The organism is Chelatococcus sp. YT9 (genome assembly GCF_018398315.1).
GTDB lineage: Bacteria > Pseudomonadota > Alphaproteobacteria > Rhizobiales > Beijerinckiaceae > Chelatococcus.
On record NZ_JAHBRW010000002.1, the window covers coordinates 593,382 to 616,049 of the forward strand.

24 protein-coding genes are annotated in these 22,668 nt (G+C 60.1%); 9 read left to right on the forward strand and 15 right to left on the reverse strand.

What is annotated here, in order from left to right; translation table 11 throughout:
- Window positions 1–121 precede the first annotated feature (121 nt).
- The 4 genes from KIO76_RS22780 to KIO76_RS22795 all read left to right on the forward strand — a co-directional run bounded on the left by KIO76_RS22780 (window position 122) and on the right by KIO76_RS22795 (window position 3,922).
- Window positions 122–1,120 (forward strand): ABC transporter substrate-binding protein, encoded by a 999-nt coding sequence (locus KIO76_RS22780; protein WP_213325875.1) that lies wholly within the window; start codon window positions 122–124, stop codon window positions 1,118–1,120.
- 69 nt (window positions 1,121–1,189) lie between these two features.
- Window positions 1,190–2,257, forward strand: a complete 1,068-nt coding sequence (locus tag KIO76_RS22785) for an ABC transporter ATP-binding protein (RefSeq protein WP_213325876.1) — start codon at window positions 1,190–1,192, stop codon at window positions 2,255–2,257.
- A complete protein-coding gene (locus KIO76_RS22790) occupies window positions 2,254–3,114 on the forward strand; it encodes an ABC transporter permease (protein ID WP_213325877.1) in 861 nt (286 codons plus the stop codon). Before KIO76_RS22785 ends, KIO76_RS22790 begins: the two co-directional genes overlap by 4 nt.
- Before the next feature lie 10 nt (window positions 3,115–3,124).
- A complete protein-coding gene (locus KIO76_RS22795) occupies window positions 3,125–3,922 on the forward strand; it encodes an ABC transporter permease (RefSeq protein WP_213325878.1) in 798 nt (265 codons plus the stop codon).
- Window positions 3,923–4,008: 86 nt separating this feature from the next.
- On the opposite strand, the gene KIO76_RS22800 is transcribed toward KIO76_RS22795, so the two are convergent.
- From KIO76_RS22800 to KIO76_RS22830, 7 genes are all read right to left on the reverse strand, one after another.
- Window positions 4,009–4,911 (reverse strand): MurR/RpiR family transcriptional regulator, encoded by a 903-nt coding sequence (locus tag KIO76_RS22800; protein WP_213325879.1) that lies wholly within the window; start codon window positions 4,909–4,911, stop codon window positions 4,009–4,011.
- A gap of 144 nt (window positions 4,912–5,055) precedes the next feature.
- Window positions 5,056–5,601: a cucumopine synthase-related protein gene (locus tag KIO76_RS22805; RefSeq protein ID WP_213325880.1), complete on the reverse strand. Its 546-nt coding sequence runs from the start codon at window positions 5,599–5,601 to the stop codon at window positions 5,056–5,058.
- Window positions 5,601–6,023, reverse strand: a complete 423-nt coding sequence (locus tag KIO76_RS22810; protein WP_213325881.1) for a DUF3830 family protein — start codon at window positions 6,021–6,023, stop codon at window positions 5,601–5,603. Before KIO76_RS22810 ends, KIO76_RS22805 begins: the two co-directional genes overlap by 1 nt.
- Before the next feature lie 815 nt (window positions 6,024–6,838).
- The gene (locus tag KIO76_RS22815) at window positions 6,839–7,609 is read right to left on the reverse strand and encodes an amino acid ABC transporter ATP-binding protein (protein WP_283771513.1); all 771 of its coding nucleotides are present in this window, start codon (window positions 7,607–7,609) and stop codon (window positions 6,839–6,841) included.
- Window positions 7,610–7,623: 14 nt separating this feature from the next.
- Window positions 7,624–8,427 carry a transporter substrate-binding domain-containing protein gene (locus tag KIO76_RS22820; RefSeq protein ID WP_213325882.1) on the reverse strand — a complete coding sequence of 268 codons (804 nt, stop codon included), beginning with the start codon at window positions 8,425–8,427 and terminating at the stop codon, window positions 7,624–7,626.
- A 45-nt stretch (window positions 8,428–8,472) separates the two neighbouring features.
- The gene (locus tag KIO76_RS22825; RefSeq protein ID WP_213325883.1) at window positions 8,473–9,126 is read right to left on the reverse strand and encodes an amino acid ABC transporter permease; all 654 of its coding nucleotides are present in this window, start codon (window positions 9,124–9,126) and stop codon (window positions 8,473–8,475) included.
- An 8-nt stretch (window positions 9,127–9,134) separates the two neighbouring features.
- On the reverse strand, window positions 9,135–9,803 hold the full coding sequence (locus KIO76_RS22830) for an amino acid ABC transporter permease (RefSeq protein ID WP_213325884.1): 669 nt from the start codon (window positions 9,801–9,803) through the stop codon (window positions 9,135–9,137).
- A 317-nt stretch (window positions 9,804–10,120) separates the two neighbouring features.
- Here KIO76_RS22830 and KIO76_RS22835 point away from each other — a divergent pair, with 317 nt between their 5' ends.
- From KIO76_RS22835 to KIO76_RS22850, 4 genes are all read left to right on the forward strand, one after another.
- On the forward strand, window positions 10,121–10,837 hold the full coding sequence (locus tag KIO76_RS22835) for a FadR/GntR family transcriptional regulator (protein WP_213325885.1): 717 nt from the start codon (window positions 10,121–10,123) through the stop codon (window positions 10,835–10,837).
- Between the two features lie 16 nt (window positions 10,838–10,853).
- Window positions 10,854–11,777, forward strand: a complete 924-nt coding sequence (locus tag KIO76_RS22840; protein WP_213325886.1) for a 2-hydroxyacid dehydrogenase — start codon at window positions 10,854–10,856, stop codon at window positions 11,775–11,777.
- 204 nt (window positions 11,778–11,981) lie between these two features.
- The gene (locus KIO76_RS22845) at window positions 11,982–12,734 is read left to right on the forward strand and encodes a ribonuclease activity regulator RraA (protein WP_213325887.1); all 753 of its coding nucleotides are present in this window, start codon (window positions 11,982–11,984) and stop codon (window positions 12,732–12,734) included.
- 7 nt (window positions 12,735–12,741) lie between these two features.
- Window positions 12,742–13,941 (forward strand): mandelate racemase/muconate lactonizing enzyme family protein, encoded by a 1,200-nt coding sequence (locus KIO76_RS22850; RefSeq protein WP_213325888.1) that lies wholly within the window; start codon window positions 12,742–12,744, stop codon window positions 13,939–13,941.
- Window positions 13,942–14,006: 65 nt separating this feature from the next.
- Here KIO76_RS22850 and KIO76_RS22855 read toward each other — a convergent pair whose 3' ends face one another.
- The 6 genes from KIO76_RS22855 to KIO76_RS22880 form a co-directional block, all read right to left on the reverse strand.
- Window positions 14,007–15,386, reverse strand: a complete 1,380-nt coding sequence (locus KIO76_RS22855) for an FAD-containing oxidoreductase (protein ID WP_213325889.1) — start codon at window positions 15,384–15,386, stop codon at window positions 14,007–14,009.
- A complete protein-coding gene (locus KIO76_RS22860; protein ID WP_213325890.1) occupies window positions 15,383–15,844 on the reverse strand; it encodes a DUF4126 family protein in 462 nt (153 codons plus the stop codon). The genes KIO76_RS22855 and KIO76_RS22860 overlap by 4 nt, the downstream gene beginning before the upstream one ends.
- A 585-nt stretch (window positions 15,845–16,429) precedes the next feature.
- Entirely contained in the window at window positions 16,430–17,194 is a 765-nt protein-coding gene (locus tag KIO76_RS22865) for an SDR family NAD(P)-dependent oxidoreductase (protein ID WP_213325891.1), read from the reverse strand.
- Window positions 17,195–17,201: 7 nt separating this feature from the next.
- Window positions 17,202–17,948, reverse strand: coding sequence for an SDR family NAD(P)-dependent oxidoreductase (locus KIO76_RS22870; RefSeq protein WP_249730008.1), 747 nt, complete (start codon window positions 17,946–17,948; stop codon window positions 17,202–17,204).
- A 2-nt stretch (window positions 17,949–17,950) separates the two neighbouring features.
- Window positions 17,951–19,153, reverse strand: coding sequence for an acyl-CoA dehydrogenase family protein (locus KIO76_RS22875; protein WP_213325893.1), 1,203 nt, complete (start codon window positions 19,151–19,153; stop codon window positions 17,951–17,953).
- Window positions 19,154–19,288: 135 nt separating this feature from the next.
- Window positions 19,289–20,221, reverse strand: a complete 933-nt coding sequence (locus tag KIO76_RS22880; RefSeq protein WP_213325894.1) for a LysR family transcriptional regulator — start codon at window positions 20,219–20,221, stop codon at window positions 19,289–19,291.
- 105 nt (window positions 20,222–20,326) lie between these two features.
- Here KIO76_RS22880 and KIO76_RS22885 point away from each other — a divergent pair, with 105 nt between their 5' ends.
- Complete coding sequence (locus KIO76_RS22885) at window positions 20,327–21,070, forward strand: SDR family NAD(P)-dependent oxidoreductase (RefSeq protein WP_213325895.1); 744 nt, start codon at window positions 20,327–20,329, stop codon at window positions 21,068–21,070.
- A 15-nt stretch (window positions 21,071–21,085) separates the two neighbouring features.
- Here the strand turns inward: KIO76_RS22885 and KIO76_RS22890 are convergent, their stop codons facing one another.
- Both KIO76_RS22890 and KIO76_RS22895 read right to left on the reverse strand, forming a co-directional pair.
- Window positions 21,086–21,886 (reverse strand): alpha/beta fold hydrolase, encoded by an 801-nt coding sequence (locus tag KIO76_RS22890; protein ID WP_213325896.1) that lies wholly within the window; start codon window positions 21,884–21,886, stop codon window positions 21,086–21,088.
- A 9-nt stretch (window positions 21,887–21,895) separates the two neighbouring features.
- Window positions 21,896–22,654 (reverse strand): SDR family NAD(P)-dependent oxidoreductase, encoded by a 759-nt coding sequence (locus KIO76_RS22895; protein WP_213325897.1) that lies wholly within the window; start codon window positions 22,652–22,654, stop codon window positions 21,896–21,898.
- Between the last annotated feature and the right edge of the window lie 14 nt (window positions 22,655–22,668).

Sequence of the window (22,668 nt, forward strand, 5' to 3'; positions counted from 1 at the left end):
TTCAGCTGGACAACGGACCACTTCGCTCTGCGGGCCGCGTATGAATGGGATTTTTCATATTGAACATTCAATAATAATCCAATACATTGCGCCACAAGATAAGCCTTCCAGCAAGGGGAACATGATGGGAAAGTTTCTGGCAGCCATGGCTATTTCGCTGGCCGCGACCCTGTCCGCGCAGGCGCAGACGAGAGAGCTCGTGGTGGGTGCCTTTGGGGGCGCCTATACCGAGGCACTCAAGAAGAACATTGCTCAGTTCGAGAAGGACAATGACGTCAAAGTGACTTTCATTCCGGCGTCCGGTGCTGATGGGCTTGCCAAGGCAATGGCGAAAGAAATTGATGTTGTCCACGCCGATATGGCCTGGGCTTACCGTGGCGAAGCTCAGGGAGCATTCGAGAAAATCGATCCGAAGATTGTTACCAATCTCGATAAGCTCTATCCGCGCGCCCGCTTTTCTGACTACGGCGTCATTACGAATTTCGGAGAATATGGGATCGCCTATAATCCGAAAGAGGTCACTCCCGCGCCCTCATCCTGGCTCGATCTGTGGGATGCCAAATACGACGGCGCCGTTAGCACCACAGGTTTTGATGCCGCCAATATCGAGCTTCTCGTGCTGATGGCCAAGCTCAATGGAGGCAATGAGGATAATATCGATCCGGGCTTCAAGAAGATGGCCGAACTCGGCAAGCATATCCCGGTCTTCTACAGCCAGCACCCTCAGTTGCTGGACCTCTTCCGCAATAATGAGATTATCATCTCACGCTGGCTGCGTGGCCGGGTTGACTGGGCCAACAAACAAGGCGTCAGTCTTGGCTTCGCGGTGCCAAAAGAAGGCGCGATCGCGCTCGTCTCAACGGTGCATGTTGTGAAGGGCCGCCCGAACACGGAACTCGCCCAGAAATTCGTCAATCATCTTCTGAGCGTGGACGGCCAGACGACCTATGCGTCTGATCTCGGCTATACCCCGGCGCGCGCCGGCCTCGACCTCAAGGGCATCAACGTCCCTTATGGAGAGGATGTCGTCGGCTCCCTTCTCATCGCGGACTGGAAGAAGATCGTTCCCAAGATGGATGCCTGGAAAGAGCGTTGGGAAAAGGAAGTCGTCGCGCGCTGACGACTGGATCAACACGCCCGGCATAAGCGCCCATGCCGGGCCTGGTTGAGTAGCGAGGAACAGTCGCCGATGGGGCAGATTAGCGTCAACCGGATCTCGAAACGCTGGGGTGGCTTCGTTGCCCTCGACAGCGTCAATCTAGACGTGCGTGAAGGAGAGTTTCTCTCCGTTCTTGGGCCGAGCGGCTGTGGCAAGAGCACGCTTTTGCGGATTATTGCCGGCCTTGAGGAGCCAAGTGGTGGAGAGATCCACATCGCAGGGCGCGACGTCACGCGTGATCCTGTATGGAAACGCCGGATTGGCTTCGTTTTCCAAAATTTCGCGCTATGGCCCCATCTCAGCGTCTTCCGCAATGTCTCGATGGGCCTCGAGTTGCGTGGCACGCCTGCCGCTGAGCTGCGCGCGCGCGTCAGCAAGGCTCTCGCCATGGTGCAGCTCGAAGCGCTTGCCGATCGGCTGCCGTCCCAGCTCTCCGGGGGGCAGCAACAGCGCGTGGCGTTGGCGCGCGCCATCGTGCTGCAGCCCGATGTGCTTCTGCTCGACGAGCCGCTCAGCGCGCTCGACAAAAACTTGCGCCAAGATATGCAGGTAGAACTCAAAACGCTGCAACAGACACTAGGGCTCACAACGGTCTTCGTCACGCACGATCAGGAAGAGGCGTTGTCGCTTTCGGATCGCGTCGTGGTCATGAACAGGGGCATCATCGAGCAACTTGATACGCCCGATGCCATCTACAACCGCCCGGTCTCTGAATATGTGGCACGTTTTGTGGGCGAAGCTTTTTTCTTCCGTGGACAGGTCGAAAGTCGCGGGACGATCCACGGCCTGCGCGTCGCCGACGATGCGGTTATCCCGGTGGAGGACGCTGAGCGGCATGTGGGGCGGGGCGTCGTCGCCTTCGTGCGCCCGGAATGGGTAACGCTCGGCACACCTGACACAGAAAGCGAGCGGGAGCTGCCGCGGGGTATCGTGGACCGCCTCATGTTCTTCGGCCAGTCGAGCGACTATCTCATACGGCTGGGTGATCGCCAGATGCGTGTGAAACGACGCCCTGACGCGCCGGTGTTTCGGGCGGGCGACACGGTGACCCTGCGCTGCCAGGCTCGCTTGCTGCCGAACGAGGCACCTGCGCGATGAAGACCTCCGCCGTCCTTGTTCTTCCGGCTGTTGTTATTCTTGGCGCCTTCTTCGTGGTGCCATTGATCTGGGTCGTTATCCTGAGCTTTCTCAGCTCCGGACCGACCGGTGAAGTTCAACAGACCTTTACGCTCGGGAACTACGCCCGGTTTCTCACAGACAGCTATTATGTGAATGATCTTCTATTGCGCACCATCAGGCTCGCGGCGATTGCGACATTATTCTCCGTGGTGATCGGCTATCTCGGAGCCTTTGTGATTGCACGCGCCGCGCCGACCACACAGACCTGGCTGATCCTGCTCGTCATGCTGCCCCTCTGGGTCAATCTGGTGGTGCGCACGCTAAGCCTGATGGTGGTTCTCGGCCGCAACGGCCTGGTCAATCAGATCCTGGTCGGCCTCGGCATCAGCGCTCGCCCGCTCCCGCTCCTCTACAATGAGACGGCTGTCCTCATCGGGATGGTGCAGGTGGCGGTGCCTTTCGTCGTGATGTCCGTCTTCGGCGTTCTCCAGGCAATCCCGCGCCAGCTCGAACAGGCGGCAATGACCGTGGGCGCCACTCCACTCTCCGCTTTCCGCAGGGTGACGCTGCCACTCAGCGTACCGGGGATCCTGGCCGGCAGCGTGCTGGCCTTCGGCATCAATGTGGAATCCTTCGTCGTGCCGATCCTCCTCGGTGGAGGGCGGGTGCGCTTCATGAGCGTGGCGGCTTACGAAACGGCGACTGTGTCGAACAATCTGCCGTTCGCCGCCACCATCGGCGTCATCCTCCTGATCGTCACCATGGTGATGCTGGGGGTCTATCAATGGGCGGTGCGATCCGCCGGCCGGCCGGTAGCGGCCGTTCAAGCGGCGTGAGGTGAGCCCTATGCAGAGAACGCTCGTCGGCAGCACCCTGTGGTATGTTGGGACCGTGCTGTTCTTCGCCTTCCTTCTGGCGCCTCTCGCCATACTGATCGCGGTCTCCTTCAATCCCGTAGCGATGGTCTTTCCGCCGCAGGGCTTCACGCTGAAGTGGTATGTCACGATTCTGGATAAGCCGGACTTCCTGTACGCCGCCTGGGCCAGCACCATCCTCGGCGTTGCCACGGCGCTTCTCAGCACCGGCCTCGGCGTTCTCGCCGCCATAGGCCTGCAGCGTCAGCGCGGCGCAGCAAGAGCATTCGCGTCATCGCTCCTGATGTCGCCCTTGTTCATTCCCGCTGTGATTGTGGCCCTAGCCTTGTTTCAGATCATCTTCATGATGGGATTGGTGAACAATATCTATACGCTTCTCGCTGCCCACGTTGTCGTTACCCTGCCTTATCCGTTGCGCAACGTGATGGCGCAGATGGAAGGCTTTGACGTGCGGCTCGAGGAAGCGGCGCTCAGCGTCGGCGCTACGCCCCGGCAGGCGCTCTGGCGCGTGACGTTGCCCCTGCTCAAGGCAAGCATTATTCCATCGCTGATCATTGTTTTTGTTCTATCCTGGAACAACTATACGGTTTCGGTCTTCCTAGCGAACAAGAACTGGACGACGCTGCCATTGCAGTTGCGTGCCTATCTGCAATATGAATACGAGCCTTTTGTCGCAGCAATGTCGACCGTGTTGATCGTGGCCTCGGTCATCCTGCTGGTCATCGTCGACAGAACGGTAGGGTTAGGTGCCGTGCGCCGACGCAACTGATCAACCAACCGCTGGGTGCTGCGAGACCCCTCTGCTGCGCCGTGCAGCAGAGGGGCTTCGCAAAGGGCTTCATGGCAGACGCTTCGTCAGCTCACAAAGACCTTCCGCCTCTTCGAGGAGCGGTCGACTGCCTCAAGCCGCTTCTGGGCATCACCCTTCATGCTGGTGCAAAGTGCGTCGAGTAGTACAGAGACGAGCATCGCCGAGCCTACATAGGAATCGAAGAGCAGGCGATTGCTGACCCGTGATGTCAGCAGAAGATCGGCGACGCCTTCATGGTTGTTGAAGCTCGCGTCGGTGACGAGTGCGATACTCATGCCGGCCTGACGGGCGCATTCAATAGCCCGCATCGTCTCCCTGGGATGGAGCGGCATCATGAAGACCAGCATAGTGCGGCCACCGGCTGCGGCACATTGCTCGACCTGGTCCTCGATGAACGATCCCCCGCCGGTCAGAAGCCGGACGTCAGGATGCACTTTGGCGGCGAAATAGGCGAATTGGGTGGCAAGCCCGGCCGAGGCGCGCAAACCGAGCACGGCGAGTGGCCGTGACTTTGCAAGCGCCTCGCCAAAGCTTTCGATAACGCGGGTGTCGGACAAGGATTGTCCGAGCTCTCCCAGATTGTTGGCCTCGGCAAGCACGGCCGTCTGGTAACGGTTGGTCTCGCATTGTTCCTGGGCGGCGCCTTCTCCGGAATGATTGGCGCGCAGAAACCGCCGCATTTCCAGGTAGCCGTCGAAGCCGAGGGCAACGGCAAAGCGCGTGACCGAGGGCTGGCTGACATCGGCGAGTTCCGCCAGCTCCATGCTGGAGAGAAATCCCAGTTGCGCGCTGTTCTCGATCATGCACTGGGCGATGCGGCGCTGGCCGGGCGTCAGCCTTTGGCCCGCCGCCCGGCGATCGAGCTCTGCCCGCAATGACTGTCGATCCGCCGGGTGAGCGTTCGCCCCCAACGCCGCGCTGTCTTCCGTTGTCTTGCTTGCCGCCACGTCTGCTATCCCAATGCGCATCAGCCACTCACAGATCTGTATTATTATATTCATTCGGTGGGCGCGCGCATAATTTTGTGCGCATGGAAAAGGCCAGGGCCGCGATGCGGCCCTGGCCTGCGCTTTTTTGGGACTGCCCCTGTCTCAGGCCGCCGCGACGAGCCTTGAGAAGGCCTGCACTTCTGCTGGTTTGCGGTGCGGAAAGGCGACGCCGAGGTTCCACGGGAAGATAAAATGGATCCAGCGATGCATGCGGATGACGTAGGTCATCATGGCGCCAGTCAGTTCGACATATTCGTCCTTGGTGGTCAGCGTCTCCAGTGTATCTGAATACATCTGCCCCACTTTATGCATATTCGTGAGCCCGAGGTCGGTCATGAATTCAAATACATTGAACGTGCCTGTCAGGAACTCGCGCGTCATGCGGTTCAGCGTTGCGAGCTCCATATCCTCATATTGGGAAATCTTCAGCAAACGGTACATCACGTCGGCACCGACCAGCATCATATAGGCTTCAAGATGAACCAGCACGGAGAAGGACTGCTCGCCGCTCCCCGCACCACTGTCGATCACACCCCAGCGAATCTTCTGGATCTCCTCGGGCTCTTCAAACCAGACCCGATCAATCTCCTTCTCGATGATTGCCTTGGCTTCCCGCCAGTCACCGGTGAACTTCGCAAGTGCGGACATCAGGCTGCCCTCCGGACATTGATTTCGACGATATTGCGCCGCGGCTGCGTGACGGTCTGCTCATAGACCTCTGTGCCGAGCTGCTGGAGTTTCGCGAGATCCTCTTCGAACACCTCAGCGAATTTATTCACATTCGCGCTCTCCGTGATCTTGCCATAGGTCAGGCAGATCGACTGGCCAGGCGCATAAAGGTAGACGGCGCCGGGATGGCGCTGAACCATATTGTTGCGGCCGAGATGGACAATGCGCGTCGGCATCCAGATCGCTTCGCCGGAGATGACGACGTGGCCGAGCACACTCTTCAGGGGCAATTGGGTGAGCACCTGCGCGACGACATCGGGATTCTCTTCGACAAGAAGTCTAGCCCGGAAGGATAGACCGACGCTGGGTGCGTCGAACTCCAGGATTTCGGATGACGACATGGGGCCTCCTTGGGTGGTCAGAATGAAAATATCAGCGCTGTCTGTTTATGTATAAAACCATTCATATTGTCAACGAATGAAAAGAAACATTCTCCGAAAGTGCCCAGTTCTGGAGTTGGCGCGGCCCGGCAGGCAATGGTTTGCTTTCAAGCTGAGGATGAGCAGCGCCTGTCGGCAGGACCGCGGAGGTCATGCAACCATAACCCGCGGTCGTCTTCGAACGTGAGCGAAGAGAGGACGGCGGCGCAGTGCGGAGGACGGTGAGCTCATGCAGCTCGCCCGAGCGATCCTTGAACCCCCAGGTGTTCGATATCCAGCGTCATCACTGTCCATAGAGCATGGCGCCTCACCTTCCAGATGACGGTAGAGCCCACGTCGCGTTCATCGCGACCAACATTCGAAGACTTGAAGGCATTGCTGACTGGAATACTGTGTGCGCTCCGTCATCCACGAGAAGGCGGGATGAAAGGAGCTGGCACCTCACGCCGGCGCGAAGTGAGGGTTAGGTGCGGAGCTCAGAGCGCCGGGCTCATTCCCACCGCGGATGCGTGCCTGCGCCCAAGCCTGCCTGCGAGGTGGGCACGGCTTTGCAAGGTTCCAGCGAGCTAGTAAGCGGTCGCAACGACTTCGGTGCGATCTGCCGACCGGTCAACGCACGCGGCGGCATCAGCGCAACGGGCGTCGACAAGTTCAGTTCCTCTGTCGGCCGCGCCAGGGTGGTGGAAGGGCACGACTGCAAGGCCGACATAGCTGGCATCCCGTCCCATCACGCGGTATGGAAGCATTGGCCTGTTGACACCTTTCGGCGCCGAGCCTCAATGGCTCAAGATCCGTGACAGGAATTCTCGCGTCCGGGGGCTGCGCGCATCACTGAAGAACCGTTCCGGCGGCGCGACCTCGACGATGCGGCCGGCATCCATGAACACGACCCTGTCGGCTACCGCGCGCGCGAAGCCCATTTCGTGAGTGACACAGATCATGGTCATGCCGTCACGCGCCAGATCGATCATGGTGTCCAGCACTTCCTTGACCATCTCGGGATCGAGCGCGGAGGTCGGTTCGTCGAAGAGCATCACCTTGGGACTCATGGACAAGGCACGCGCGATCGCGACGCGCTGCTGTTGGCCGCCGGACAGTTGCGCAGGATACTTGTCCGCTTGATCACGGATGCGGACACGCTCCAGCAAGGTGATCGCTGTCGCGCGGGCATCGCTACGGCTCGCCCTCCCGGTTTTAACCGGCGCTAGCATGCAATTTTCAAGGACGGTCAGATGCGGGAAAAGATTGAATTGTTGAAAAACCATTCCGATATCGCGGCGAATATTTTCGATATTCGCCATGCCATCGGATACCTCAGCCCCGTCGAAGCGGATTTCGCCGCTCTGATGGCTCTCAAGCTGGTTGATGCAGCGGATGAGTGTGGATTTTCCGGACCCGGATGGGCCACAGACAACTATCTTCTCACCGCGCCGCACCGTGAGGTCGACATCGTTCAACGCCTGAAATTTGCCGAACCACTTGCTCACGCTCTTCAGCGTGATCAGCGCGGCGTCTGCGAGAGATGAGCTGTCCGCGGCAACAAACATGGCAAGTTGCTCCGTTAAAGGTCGCTCGTCAGCTTCGGGAGATCGCTATGCAACCACTTGCGATTGACTTGGTTCAATTCGCCCGAAGCCAGCATATCGCCGATGTGGCTGTTGACCTCGGCAGCCAACGCGTCACTGCCCTTGCGCATCGCAACGCCTTGCACCTGCTGATAAAGCACGAATTTCGTCTCATAGGTCGCCGCAAGTTGCTTTGCCAATTCGAGCGCCACAAGCGAACTGACAACCGCCGCATCGACCTGCCCCGCGAGAACAGCTTGATAGACAGCCGTGATCTCATCAAAGCGTTGGATCTTGGTGTTGGAAGGCGCATTCTTGGTAACCTGCGTGTCTTGCGGACTACCGCGTGCCACGCCCACGGACAAGCCGCCGAGATCCGCGTAGCTTTTGATGGGAAGATCTTTGCGCGCATAAAGGACGCCCTGGATCGCTGCGTAAGGTTGCGAAAACAGCACCTGCTCAGCGCGTTCCTTGGTGATAGCCAGGGACGCAACCAGCATATCGACCTTACCGGTCTGCAGAAAGGGAATACGGTTGGGGCCGGTTATCGGCACGAGCTTGACCTTGAGCCCCATTCGCTTCGCGAGGGCTTTAGCGACATCGATGTCAAAGCCATCAGGCTCATTCTTTTCGTTCATGATTCCGAAGGGCGGAAAATCGACGAGGACGCCGACCTTGAGCTCGCCCGCGGCCTTGAGCTCCTGCAAATTGCTTGGTTGCTGCGCCACCGCCGTGGTCGCCAGCGAGAGCCCGAAAACCACTGTCGCAAAGCGCGCGAATCTCTTCACAAGATCGACCATCCTATCCTCCTCCTTGAAATACATCGTGTTCTTATGGCTGAGCTTTCAACGAACGGCCGGAGACAGCTTCCGCTCGAGGCGAGCGCTCAGCAGTGAAAGCGGCCAACAGAGCGTGAAGTAGATGCAAGACACAATGCCAAAGACCAGGAACGGCCTGAATGTGGCATTGTTTATGATTTGCCCAGTTCTCGTGAGCTCAACAAACCCGATCAGCGCCGTGACTGAAGTCGATTTGATCAACTGCACGATAAAGCCAACTGTAGGTGGCAACGCAATCTTGAAAGCTTGTGGAAGCACGACATAAGTCATCGCTGTCACATACGTGAGGCCCAGCGCCTTCGATGCCTCCACCTGACCTCTGGGGACCGCCTCGATGCTACCCCGCCAAATGCCGCCGAGATAAGCGCTCGCGTGCAGGGTCAAGCCGAGCGCCGCCGCGAGCCAGACATTGATGTCGTATCCGACTACATTCGCCCCGAAGAACACGAGCGCAAGCTGCATCAGCAGAGGCGTTCCCTGAAACACCACGATATAGCTTGCGGCGAGGCGCCGGCCCATGCCCCAGCTTCCTGTGCGAAGCAACGCAACCGCCATTCCACCAATTCCGCCGCCGATCAGGGCGATCAGCGACAAAAGCAGGGTAAATTGGGTGGCAAGAAGGATGGTTGTGAATTCAGCAAAGCCAAAAGGACGTATCATTGCCGAGCCTACTTTTCAGGATAGGCGAACATGACCCTTGACGCCACGTGAAAAACCCACGCAAAGCCGATGCCCATGATAAAATATATCGCCGTAACGATGAGATAGACCTCGAAATTCGAGAAAGTCTGCGACGCAATATCGTTCGCCACCGAGGTCAACTCCTCAGCCGATATGGCGGAGATAACGCTCGATTGCAGGATGAGAAGAACATACTGGCTGGTGAGCGCCGGGTACACAGCCCGAATGGCAGGTCGAAGCACGACATAGACGAAGATTTGTGCCTTGCCGAGACCCAACGCCTTGCCCGCCTCGACCTGTCCCCGTGGAACAGCCTCGATCCCGGACCGCAGGATTTCGGTAACATAAGCGCCTACATTCAACGCCATGGCAATGAGTGCCGCGACGTCGGGAGAAAACCGAACGCCAAGTGAAGGCAGACCAAAGAAGACAATAAATATCTGCACCAAAAATGGCGTATTGCGAACGGTCTCTACATAGCCGGAAACGATGAGCGCCGGCAACCTCGGCCCTGACGTGCGAATAATGGCGCAGGGCACAGCCAGAGCCAACCCGATCGCCATCGCGGTTGCCGACAGCTGGATCGTCATCCAGGCTCCGGCAAGAAGTTCGGGCAGCCTGTCAAGTATCGGCTCGAAGCGAAAATTGTAATTCATGGCACCCTTGTGCACCCGAGCGCACGGGCTTTGAGGTGAGCCGTCGTGACCACGCGGCGACTGCGGTTCAGCGCGTCCGCATCGGCGCGGACGACAAGGCGTTGACGGCCAACTAATTTGACCGCGCTCGCAGACATCGTTCTCGGCATATCCCCTCCCCGCCTACTCGCCGTTGCCGCGAGGAGACATGGCAACATAGCAAATAGGCACAACTTCAGTCAACTTAGATAAATTACGCAAAATCAATGGGATAGAAACTTTCCGCGATTGACAGGCTCGTAACTTATCAAATAAGTTCGGCCAGAAAGGAGCCGCAGTTGGCCTCAGACGGAAACTATCTCTCGAGCCGGGTTGCGGATCGCCTCATCGAGCTCATCGCGCTGAAGGAATTTGGCGTTGGCGATCCACTGCCTGCTGAATCCGAGCTTGCCGAACGGTTCGGCGTGAGCAAGCCTGTGGTTCGCGAAGCGCTTAAGCAGCTCGCGGTTTTCGGTGTCGTTGAGCTCCGGCAGGGCCGCGTCGCGCGGATCCGCGCTCTGGATTCCTCAGCCCTCGAAGGCTTCTATCGTCTCGCTATACGCTCCAGTGACAATGGGTTTCGCGAGGCCGTCGAGCTGCGCCGCGCAGTCGAAGTCGATCTGGCCGAGCTCGCGGCCAAGCGCGGCACGACAGAAACATTGGCGCCCTTGCACGCCGCATTCTTGAAGATGCAGCGGAACGTCGATTCACTCGAGCCGTGGCTTGAAGGCGATTTCGCGTTCCATATGGCGCTAGCCGATGCATCAGGCAATTCAATCATGCGTCATACGCTCCACGGGTTGAGCGGCGTGCTTCGCTACACCATGCGTGTTCTGGGCCTGCAGAGTGATCTGCGCGACGCACGGGTGACGTTGCGTCGCCACCAGCTGGTGCTGGACGCCGTGATGGCCGGTGACGGCCCTGCGGCGGCAATCGCCATGCGTCAGCATTTCGATGTTCTGTGGCCGTTCGTCGATATCATCAGCAACGACCGCAGCCGCCTGGCGCGCATCTAGAAAGGTGCTCAAGGACATGCCCGTTCAAGACCGCGTTGTTCTGCAGATGACCGATTTGCCCGACCGGGTCGTGGCGGCGCTTCGCGAGACGTTCGATGTGGTGCGGTATCCTTCTTCGCCTCACGAGCAGGCCCGCTTTCTGCAACTCCATGGCGAGCAGATCAAAGCGGTCGCGGGAACCGGAAAGAGTGCTGTCACCGCCACGCTTCTCGACAAGCTCCCTAATCTTGAGATTATTTCGGTTACATCTGCAGGACTGGATGGTCTTGATGTGATGGCCGCCGAAGCACGCGGTATAAAAATTGCTAACACATCCACCATACTGGCCAATGAAGTCGCAGATCTTGCTTTATGGCTGCTCGTGTCCGTGGCCCGCAACCTGGTTCCGGCTGACAACTTTGTAAGAACTGGCCTCTGGCTGAAAGGCAGTTATCCGCTCGGCCGCTCCGTAGCGGGAATGAAGGTTGGCATCCTCGGCCTCGGCCATATCGGGAAGGCGATCGCAAGTCGCCTCGCCATCATGGGCGCATCGATCGCCTATTGCGGCCGACAGCAGCAAGCCGGTACCACCCTTCCCTACTTCAAGACTCCTATCGAACTCGCGGCTTGGGGCGACTGCCTTGTCGTCAGTTGCCCCGGCAATGTGGAAACGCGAAATTTGGTCAGCGCGGCGGTTCTCCGCGCCCTCGGCCCTTCAGGCATTCTGATCAATGTCGCGCGCGGCACCGTGGTCGATGAAGATGCGCTGGTTACCGCCCTCAGCGAGGGCACAATCTCTGGCGCGGGCCTGGATGTATTCGCTCATGAACCCGACGTCCATCCGGGACTGTTGCAGAGCAACCGTACGACCCTCTTGCCCCATGTCGGAAGTGCCACCCACGAGACGCGCGCCAGAATGGGTCAGGCCATGGTCGACGCCCTTCTGAACTACTTCCGATAGGTCTATCGCCATGCGACGAGAAGGCTCGTTGGGCTGCTGCATCGCTGCCGGGTATCGGAAGCGATGAGGGTGAGATCGCCGCTCTCGCAACAACCGGCTCCAACACCGCAAGCCCGGCGAGCCGGCACGAAAAGAACGAAACGAGCCTAGTAGATCGCGCCCCAATCAAAGTTCGAATTGGGCTTCAACAGAATCGGAGAGGAAATGATACCGGTGCCGCACATCAGCCGCCCGCCCCGCGCTCTCGTCGAGGGGCTCGCAAGTATCGGGGCCGCGACCGCGAGTAGCGAATTGTACAAGCTGGGAATTCGCAATCCCTTCATGCGTGGTCCTGCGCCTCATACCAGGGGCAAGAGGATCGCTGGCCCAGCCATCACTCTCCAATTCATGCCGAAGCGCGAGGACCTATACGGCGAGAGCGAGTATACTGACCGGGAAAAGCAGCTCCACCGCCATGCGCTCTACCATTCTGAGCCTGGCGATATCGTTGTCGTGGACGCCCGGGGAGACATGGACAGCGGCATCTTCGGCGAGATGATGCTGACGTATTTCGCCGGAAAAGGCGGCGCGGGCATGGTAATCGACGGCTGCATCCGCGATTCTGCCAAAGCATTCAATCTCGACCTGGGCCTTTGGCTGCGCGGCACTACGCCGAACTTTCACACCCAGACCGTGCTTATGCCGCATGCCGTGAACGTCCCAATCGCCTGTGGAGGCGCCTTTGTGGTCCCCGGCGACATCATCATCGCTGACGACGACGGCGCAGTCGTCGTTCCAATTGCTCTCGCGGAGGAAGTGCTCAAGCACGGAAGCCAACACGCGGATTGGGAGGACTTCTCACGCGAACAACTGGCGCGCGGCGGAGATCTTCGCCGCTATTACCCGCTTGCTCCCGAAGCAGAGGAGGAATTCGCCCTTTGGCAGGCGAGACAATCATCCGGGTCCGGGCACGAGTGAGGCAGCCATGAAGATCACGGACGTCAAATGCGCCGTTATCGCCAATAGTCCGGTGATTCGCATCACGACAGACGAGGGCATCACGGGCTGGTCGCAAATAGAGACGCCGAAACCTTATATGAAGCCTGCTGTTCTGCAGCTTAAAGACTACGTTGTCGGTGAGGATCCGGTCAACGTTGAACGCGTCGTCCGACGGATCAGGGCGCGTGGGGCGTTCAAACCGTGGGGGGCGGCCGTCAGCGCCATCGAGACTGCGCTCTGGGATATCGCCGGTAAGGCGCTGGGCGTTCCTGCCTATCGACTGCTCGGCGGAAAGGTGCGCGATCGCGTGCGCACTTATCGCACGCTTTATCATCGCGAAATGGCAGCCGAGCACTCCCCGGCTGGTTACGCGAGATGGGCGGATGCCGGCCTAGGCTTACCGGGCGGCTTTACCATGTTCAAGTTGCCAACGGCCTTCCACTCCACGTTGGTGCAGGACGTCGAGAACTTCCATTATGGGGAGGTGCAGCGGAACTCGCCTCTCCCCTACCCCCATAAGGGTCTCATGAGCGAGCGGGGCTTCCGCTACCTGATCGACTGCGTCACGGCGGCGAGAGAGCGGCTGGGCACCGGCGTTGGACTGGCCATTGATGCGGGTCCCGGCTTTCTGCCACATGATGCCCTGCGCTTCGCGAAAGCTCTCGAGCCGCTCCATCTGCTATGGCTGGAGGATATGATCTCCGGCGACTACACCCCCTATGTGAATGCCGATGTCTATCGCGATGTGACGCACAACACCACGACGCCCATCCATACCGGCGAGCAAATTTATCTTCGCCAGAACTTCAAAGCTCTCATCGAAACTCATGCGGTCAATATCATCGGCCCTGATCCGGCCGATGTCGGGGGTCTCGCTGAACTCAAATGGGTTGCAGAGTACGCCGATCTCCATGGCATCGCCATCGCTCCGCATGGCACGGGTAATGGCATTTTCGGGCTGGCCGCCTTGATCCAGGTCTGCGCCACCCTGCCGGATAACCTCATCGCATTTGAGTACCCAGCGCGGTTCGAGGAATTCTGGTACGAGATCACAGAAGGTTTCGATGGTATCCCAGTCAAGGACGGCCTGATCACGGTTCCCGATCGCCCCGGCTTGGGGGTAGAATTCATTCCGGAGGCAGCTCGTCGCTATCTCGCCCCTGAGGACGCCGAGTTTTTCGATTGATGGTTGTATCCGCTGAAGTGGCATCGGGCGGGATCGATCGCCCGTGCCGAGCTCCGGACGGAGCCCTATTGGGCCGGCTGCATCTCCGCAAGGAGGGTCGGGATGAGTTCCGAAACCGTCGGGTGAATTGGGACAGCGCGCTGGAAGACTGTGTAGGGCACGTCGGCATTGACGATGTCGAGTAGACCGTGAATTGCCTCGTCCCCCCCTGTGCCGAGTATAGCGGCACCTAAGATTCGCTTGGTCTCGGCGTCGACGATGACCTTCATAAACCCCCAGGTTTCGCCCTTCTCCACCGCGCGTCCCACGCGCGACATGGGTCGCTTTCCAATCAGAAGCGGTCGGCCGGAAGCACGCGCCTGGGCCTCGGTCATGCCTACGCGACCCAGCGGTGGATCGACATAGAGCGCATAGGCCGGCACGCGTTCGCCCACTTTCCAGTTCTGGCCATCGAGCAGGTTGGCGGCGACAATCTCGAAGTCGTTGTAGGACGTGTGAGTGAAGGCACCGCGGCCATTGCAGTCGCCCAGCGCATAAACGCCCGGCACGCTGGTTTCGAGATAGTCGTCCACCACGATATAGCCGCGGGAATCCGTCTTGATATTGGCCTTATCAAGGGCGAGATCTTCGGTGTTGGGCTGTCGTCCGACAGCGATCAGCACATGCGAGCCAATAATCTCGGGAGCGCCATTCTTGCAGTCGACAGTCACGGCCACCCCGCGCTCATGGCGAGCAAAACGAATACATTCGGCACCGTTCCGGATCTCAACGCCTTCAGCCACGAGGATCTCACCAATCGTAGCGGAGACGTCCTCGTCTTCCCGCCCAACGAGCCTCGGTCCCTTTTCAATCACCGTGACGTCAGCGCCGAAACGCCGGAACATCTGTGCGAATTCGAGCCCGATATAGGAGCCGCCGACGATCACCAGGTGCTCCGGCACAGCCTTCAGGCCGACCATATCGCTGTTGGTGAGGACGGGCACTTGGTCGATGCCAGGCATATCAGGTATTGCGGCGCGCCCGCCCACATTGATGAAGATGCGCGGAGCGTTCAGGATTTCGCCGTTAACCTCGACCGCGTGCGGGCCGGTGAAGCGCGCATGGCCGCGAAAAAGAGTGCAGCCATCCATGCCGTCGAGCCAACCCTCGACGCCGGCGCGCCCGTCCTGGATGATCTTTTCAGCGCGCGCTTGTACGGTGATCATGTCGATGCCGGGCGGGCCGTTCAGCACCACGCCATATTCGGCAGCACGTTGTGCCATGCGCGCGGCATAAGCGCTGGCCACCAGTGTCTTGGTCGGCTTGCAGCCGGTGTTCACGCAAGTGCCACCGAAATGCAACCGCTCGATCACCGCGACTTGCATGCCGGTGGCGGTGAGCCGCCCGGCCATGGGCGGACCAGCCTGACCGGCGCCGATGATGATGGCATCGAAAGCGCGGGTCATCTGAGCACCACCACGATGAGGACCGCGCCGATGATCGCGACAGCGTCCTCGATGAAGGCGGCGGGCGGGTCCTTTCCAAAAGAGGCGGCGAGACTGCGGCGCACCGATCGGCCGCCGAGCGTGCCGACCACAGCGCCGAGCGCACCGCAGGCCGCGCCTACCGCGAGATTACCCCCTGCCGCGCCGACACAAGCACCACAAAGGGCTCCGACGACGACCCGCGTGCCGAACTGCACCGGCACAGTGCGACTTGGGGTGGAGGGCAACTGGTCAGCGATCAGCTCGACGAGAGCGAGCACCGTGAAGATCCAGGGCGTCCAGGCGTAGCCCATGAAAGCAAGGGGCGTGGCAGAGAGATCAAGCCAGCCGAGATAGACGGCCCAGGCAATCGCCGCGGGCGCTGTCATGGCTCGAAGGCCCGCGATGACACCGATGAGCAGAGCAAGCAGATAGAGCATGCGTACTCCTAGACGCTCGTCATCAGCGCTACGGTGGCAAGGTACCAATGCCCCCCTGCATGCGCGCGTCGTCTTGCTGCGTCACTCAAGATCTGACTCTCGGGATCATGACCTATGTTGACGAACCGCGCTAGCGGAAGCGGCGAGCGAAACCGTCAAGGCTGAGCTCGGCCGCCTATGCCATCACCATCCCTCCGTTCGCCTGCTCGTCGTTTCGTGTGGGAGGGCAGGTCTTTCCGGGCAACTCGGCGGCACATCCAGGGCGACGACGCCGGAGGCCGGCGAGCCGCCCCGCTCTTCGACCCGCTCGCACCCATCTGGGGGCTGCTGGAAAAGATGGCGTCTGCCGCAGTGAGACAAGCCGGCTTAGGGAAGCTGTATCTCAGTTCGTTCCCGAACGTACGACCGCCACCGTCCGCCGCCCCGTCTGCACATGGCGGCGGAACTATTCCGGTGATGCAGCATTATCGTGGGATGCGCATCACTGGACCTCAACCCGCCCCGCTCGTCGGGGCGGGCTTTTTATTGGTTCGTGTTAGAGCTTCGAGGCGCTTGAGGATCGCCGCCAGCCCGTTTGGGGAACCTTTAAAAGGAGGAACTCAAGCCGCCGTCAACGTAGATGACTTGCCCGTTGACATAGTCGGACGCCCGAGAGGCCAGGAAAACGGCGGTGCCGCCGAGTTCTTCCGGGTCGCCCCACCGTCGGGCGGGGACACGTGAGACCCGGCTCTGATAAAGCGGCGCATCATCCATGATGGGACGATTCATATCCGTGACGAAGTAGCCCGGGCCTATGCCGTTCACCTGCACATTGTGCTCAGCCACCTCGGTCGCCAAAGCACGTGTCATCATGCGCAAGCCGCCTTTGGAGGTGGAATAGGGCACAATGAAAGGACGGCCCAGCTCGCCGACAACAGAGACGATGTTGATGATCTTTCCAGCACGGCGCTCGATCATCCCAGGCAACACGGCGCGCGTTGCCAGGAATGGGCCTTTGAGGTTCACCGCCATGAGCTCGTCCCAGGCCGCTTCGCTCACCTCAGAGAATTCTGCCCGGTGCGAGATGCCCGCATTATTCACCAGGATATCAATGCGGCCGTAGCGGAGAGTGATCGTCTTCATCGTTGAAGCGATCGCATCCGCGTCGGTCACATCGCAGACTTCAACCGATGTCTCGCCACCAGCGCCAGAGATCGCCGCACTGACCTCCTCCAGTGGTTCACGCTTACGCCCGATCAAGACAACCCGCGCTCCGGCATCTGAAAGCGCAGTGGCAATCGCGGCGCCAAGGCCACGCCCGGCGCCAGTAACGACCGCCGTTCTTCCCTTCAGACTGAACAGATCGTTCATGAAGCCCTCAGTGGAATGTCCGGCCGCCATCGATGGCAAGCGTGGCGCCGGTTACATAAGACGCATCCTTGGACAGGAGATAAACGATCGACGCGGCGATCTCCTCGGCCTTCCCCCAGCGCCGCAGCGCATAACGGTCGAGTGGAACGGGTGGCCCGTCTTCGGGTGCCTTCTTCAAGCCGGCGTTCATCGGAGTGTCGATGAGCCCGGGGCAAATGCAATTCACACGAATGTCGGGGGCCAGTTCCGCCGCGAGAGCCTTGCTCAGACTTTGCACCCCGCCCTTCGACGCCGCATAAGCGGACGCTCCTGCGATCGGCATCAACGCCTGGGCTGAAGCGATATTGACGATCGCCGCCTCCCGCGTGTCGCGCAGATGCGGAATCGTCGCCTGGCTGACGATGAACGTACCCGTGAGATTGACGTCGATAACCTTGCGCCAAGTCTCGATGGTCATCTCGCTGACCGGGCCTAGCGCAACCACGCCGGCCGAGTTCACGAGACCATCGATCGCACCCAGCGCCTTCGCAGCCGCATCTATCGCGCGCTTCACCGCATCCGGATCGGTCACATCGACCTGCTCCGAGTGACCGGCCAAGGGCAGGCTCGCCGCGAGTGTCGCAGCTCCTGCTCCATCCCGGTCCAAACAGGCAACCCTTGCCCCCTCCGCTGACGCGAGCCGGGCGACGGCGGCTCCGATCCCGGAAGCCGCGCCGGTTATGACAATCCGCCGTCCTTCAAGCCGCACGCTCATCATCAAGCCTGCCTATTTGCTGCGACGACTTGCTTCCAGTCGTCAAGGAGAGGTACCGCGACGTCCTGCATGGCGATCGTATCGACAAAGATGTGCTGCGTGGCAGCGGACATGTCGCGCATGCACCGTCCGAGGTCGCTCGGATTACGCAAGGACTCTGAACCGCCCATCGTGTAGCAGAAGCGGACGACCTCGGCCGCGACCTTGTGCACATAAATGACGTTCTGCCGAAATCTAGCGGACATCGCCCTGGTCAGTTCGTTGCCGGCTTCAATATAGCGCTCCGTCTCGTCGTAGAGCTCCATCGTAAAGGCCCTCGCAGCCCGGTAACTTGCCTCATGATAGGCAAATTCATGCCGGAAGACCGGCTGCTCCCCGAGGACCGTCTGGTAAGCAGGACGCTTCTTTGCGAACGCAATGCGCGTAATCTCCTCGAGCGCTCGCTTCATCAAGCCCAACGCCACGCCGGTATGGCCGGCACATGCGAGGCCCGGAATGCCGATGTCGTAGAGGCGCCAGTCACGCAGACCACGGCTGATGGTGCGTTCGTGATGGAAACCATTCGGCACGACGACATCCGTCAGGCTGTAGTCGACACTGCCCGTGCCCTGCAGTCCCATGACATCCCAATTCTCGTCGAATTGCGCCTTGTCACGCGGCAGCCAGCAGACGCGCACCTGCGGGTTGCCGTCCGGCAGCTTGCGGATGAGCTTGTCATCCATCACCAGCATCCCCGAACCGAGCCACGTTGCATGCAGTGAACCGCTTCCGAACCGGTATTTTCCGGATCCTCTCAAGCCTTCCGGCGTCTCGACGCTCGTCCCGCCGGGCCCGAGCATACCCGCCATAATCGGCAATTCGGGACCGCTGTACATCTGTGCGACGGCTTCGTCGCTGCAAAACGCCGTCGCGGCAGCCGTGCCCGTGGAGTTGGCCATAAGAGACCAGCCGGCCGATGCATCGGCTGCGGAAATCTCCTCCCAGGCCTCCATGCATTCCACCATCCTGGCTTGGGAGCCGCCGAGTTCGCGCGGGACGAGCATCCAAAACAGGCCCGCTTCCTTCATGGCTGCCAGCACCTTGGGCGTCATGGTGCCAATGCGCTCGGACTCAGCGGCCTCCGCACGCACAAGAGGTGCAATCTGTCTTGCCCGTTCGGGGATCGTATCGGTTGCGGCCTTCCAGCCCGGATTTTGCACGTTCATGGCTCTTCCCTAGTCGGCATCTCGCGATTGTCGCCGTTGGCGCGTCGCTTATTGTCTATCGTCCGCAGGATATGGGGCTGCTCGACTCTCAGCCAATGCTGTCTCCGTCCGCAAGCGATACCTTGAGGGTATCGACTAGCCCATTCCGGTTTCGAGGAGATGTTCGATCTGGTCGAGATCACCGGACAGTTGATCAACGAGCGCTACGAAGCGAGGCAGCGCAGGATTCAAATTGGACGGAAGCCAGGTCAGTTCGAGGGCGACAGGTAACGTCAGATCGGCGATTGGGCGTAACGTGACGCTCTGCGCATGGGGCACACGACAGGACGAATTCACAAACGCGAGGCCCATGCCCGCGGCCACAAGGTTGATCAAGGTGTTCTCGTTATCGGCGAATTGCGCAACGAGGGGCATGTATCCCGCCGCCTCCATGGCTCCCACCAGCTTCTCGTGCGTAATTCCGTTGTTTCGCGGATTGGGCATGATGAGCGGCTGGCCCGCAAGATCAGCTAGCAGGAGCGAGGGCTTACGCGCCAGCGCGTGCTCACGGGGGAGCGCGAGGACGAAATTGTCCTGGCCGACGATCAATGAATCAAAGTCATTGCGTTCCCCGGCGTGGCGAAACAGAAAGCCGGCGTCGATCTCGTGATTGCGCAGCGCCTCGATCTGCCGCTGTGACATCATCACGTGGAGCTGGAGATTGATGCCGGGATAGATCTCCCGAAATTCCTTGAGGAAACGCGGCAGTTCGCGCCTGCGTCCCGCTATCTCATTGAAGCCGATATTGAGGGTTCCAACCTGGCCGAGAGCGACCCGCTGCGCCTGCAGCCGAGCCGCCTCCATCCGCTCCAGAATATCGCGACAGTCTTCCAGGAAGGAGCGACCTGCCTCGGTGAGCGCAATGCCCCGCACCTGACGATCGAGCAGAGCGACCCCGACGTCGCGCTCGAGATCCCGAATTTGGCGCCAAAGCGCCGGCTGGGAAATATGGAGCCGGTGACTTGCCCGATGAAAGTTCAGCTCCTCCGCCACGGCAACGAAATAGCGCATCTGACGCGTTTGCAGCATCACAATACCCAGTAAGCATCGATCAGCTTCAATAAAGGTATTCGCGCGTCGCGTCTCCACCGGGCGATAGTTGTCCAACCGAGAATTGCATCGACAGGAGGAAACATGGCCGGGCGATTGGCAGGCAGGAGGATTGTGATCACCGGAGCGGGATCCGGTCTAGGCCGCGCTTCCGCGCAGGTGTTCGCGCGCGAGGGCGCCATGCTCGCGCTTCTGGACCAGAATGAAGAAGCCGCCAAGGCGACTGCTGCGGAAACAGGAGGTACGGTCGTGCGCGTCGATGTCACCGACGCCGCGGACGTGGAAAAGGCCATGGCGCGCGCCTCTGAGAGCATGGGAGGCATCGACGGGTTGCTGAACTCGGCGGGCATACTCTCTTCCCGATCGTTTGGATCAATCGACCCGGAACATTGGCGCAGGGTCCTCGACGTCAATCTCACCGGGACGTTTCTCGTGTGCCAGGCTGCGCTGCCCTACCTTCGCGAGGCGCCGGGCGCCGCCATTGTTAACATCGCGTCGGGCCAGGCCCTGCTGCCCTCTCTCACCGGTTCAGCCTATGCGGCCTCGAAGGCTGGCGTGATGATGTTCACCAAATGCCTCGCCATGGAACTCGCCCCCAATATCCGGGCAAACACGATCTGTCCGGGTGCGACGGAGACACCGATGACCGACAACGAGATTCCTCCAGCCGATACCGCCCGCCGCCAGAAACTCGCGGACGCCTACGCCATGAAGAGGCTCTGCGTCCCCGAAGACATCGCCAACGGTATTCTCTACCTCATGTCGAACGAAGCATCGGCCGTGACCGGTATCGCCCTGGCGGTCGACAACGGTCGCACGTACCACTGACGTCAGTTGCGCGGCCTAGCCGCGCACCTTCCGCAACCAGTCAACCATGATACGGTTGAAGTCTTCGTCAAACTCGATGTTCGGAAAGTGATAGCCGTCCTTCATCTCGACATAGCGCGCGCCCTTGATCTTCGAAGCAATCAGCTTGTTGTCGCTCGGTGGCGTCGACAGATCGGCTGAACCTGCAACGACCAGCGTCGGGATGTCGATGTTCTGCAGCCGGTCCTCCACATTGTGCGTGAGGCAGGCGTGCATGCAGCCAAAGTACCCATCGAGCGATGTGCCAAGGAACGTTTCCCGCAACGCTTCCCACCGCTTCGGCCGCCTTTCCCGATAGCCCGCACCGTAACGGCGCTCCATATTCGCGGATACGATGCTCTCGAGCGTCCCCGATGCCTTGACGGCCGCGAGACGGCCGAGCATGAGTTCGGTATCGCCCGCCCATTTTGCCGCCGTGCAGCACGCCATGAGCGAAGCAAGACGGCCCGGATAATCCGCGGCGATCACCTGACCGATCATGCCGCCCATGGACAGGCCGATCAGATGCACGCCCTTGTCGAAGCCGAGCGCGTCCAGCACCGATATGACATCCGCCGCCAGCCCTTCGATCGTATACTCGCCCTTGGTCGGCGTGCTTCCGCCGTGACCACGCATGTCGACGCGCAAGACCTGGAAGCCTTCGGCGAGGATCGACGGAACCTGCTCGGCCCACATCCCGTAGTCGGATGTGAGCGAATGGGTCATGCAGACGACCGGTGCCTCAGGTGGGCCGATAAGATCGTAGTTGATCAGGGATTGGCCGGTATTATGGAGCAACTGTGCCTCCTAGTAGAAGATGCGGCCGCCGTTGACGACCAGTAATTGACCGGTGATGCAGCGGGCTTCCTGGCTTGCGAGGAACGTGATGGCGTTGGCAATATCCTCTGGCTCCGCGAAATGGCCGATGGGAATCTCCTTGAGCGCCTGCTCGTAGGTTTCCTTGGGGAGTTGCTTTGGACCACGCGTATTGGTAACGCCCGGAGCGATCGCATTGACGTTGATGCCGAAGGGCGCGAGCTCTCGGGCAAGGCCGCGCGTGAACCCCGTCACACCGTTTTTGGCCGCGGCATAGTCCACGATGTTCTTGTCGCCGATCAGCGTCGAATCCGACGAGAGGCTGACGATCTTGCCGAACTTGCGGTCGCGCATCCCTGGAGCGACAAGCCATGTGACATACATCGTCACCATGAGATTGAGATCCACGACGAACTCCCAGGTCTCCGGGACGGAGGCGAGGAACTCCGACGCGTTCTTGCGCGCGGTCTGCCCAACATTATTGAGCAGGATATCGACCGGGCCAAGATCAGCCGCGGCCTTGTCTGTCGCTGACTTCACCGCTTCCCGATCACGCATATTAGTGACGATCGGCAGCGCCGTGCCGCCAGCCGCCTTGATCAGCTCCGCAGTCTCGTGGAGCGGGCCATCCTCGATGTCGAGGATTGCGACCTTGGCGCCCTGTTCGGCGAATTTGATGGCGCTCGCGCGCCCAATGCCGTTCGCGCCCCCTGTCACGAGCGCGACTCTGCCCGAGAAACGGTCAGTCATGTGAGATCCTTCTC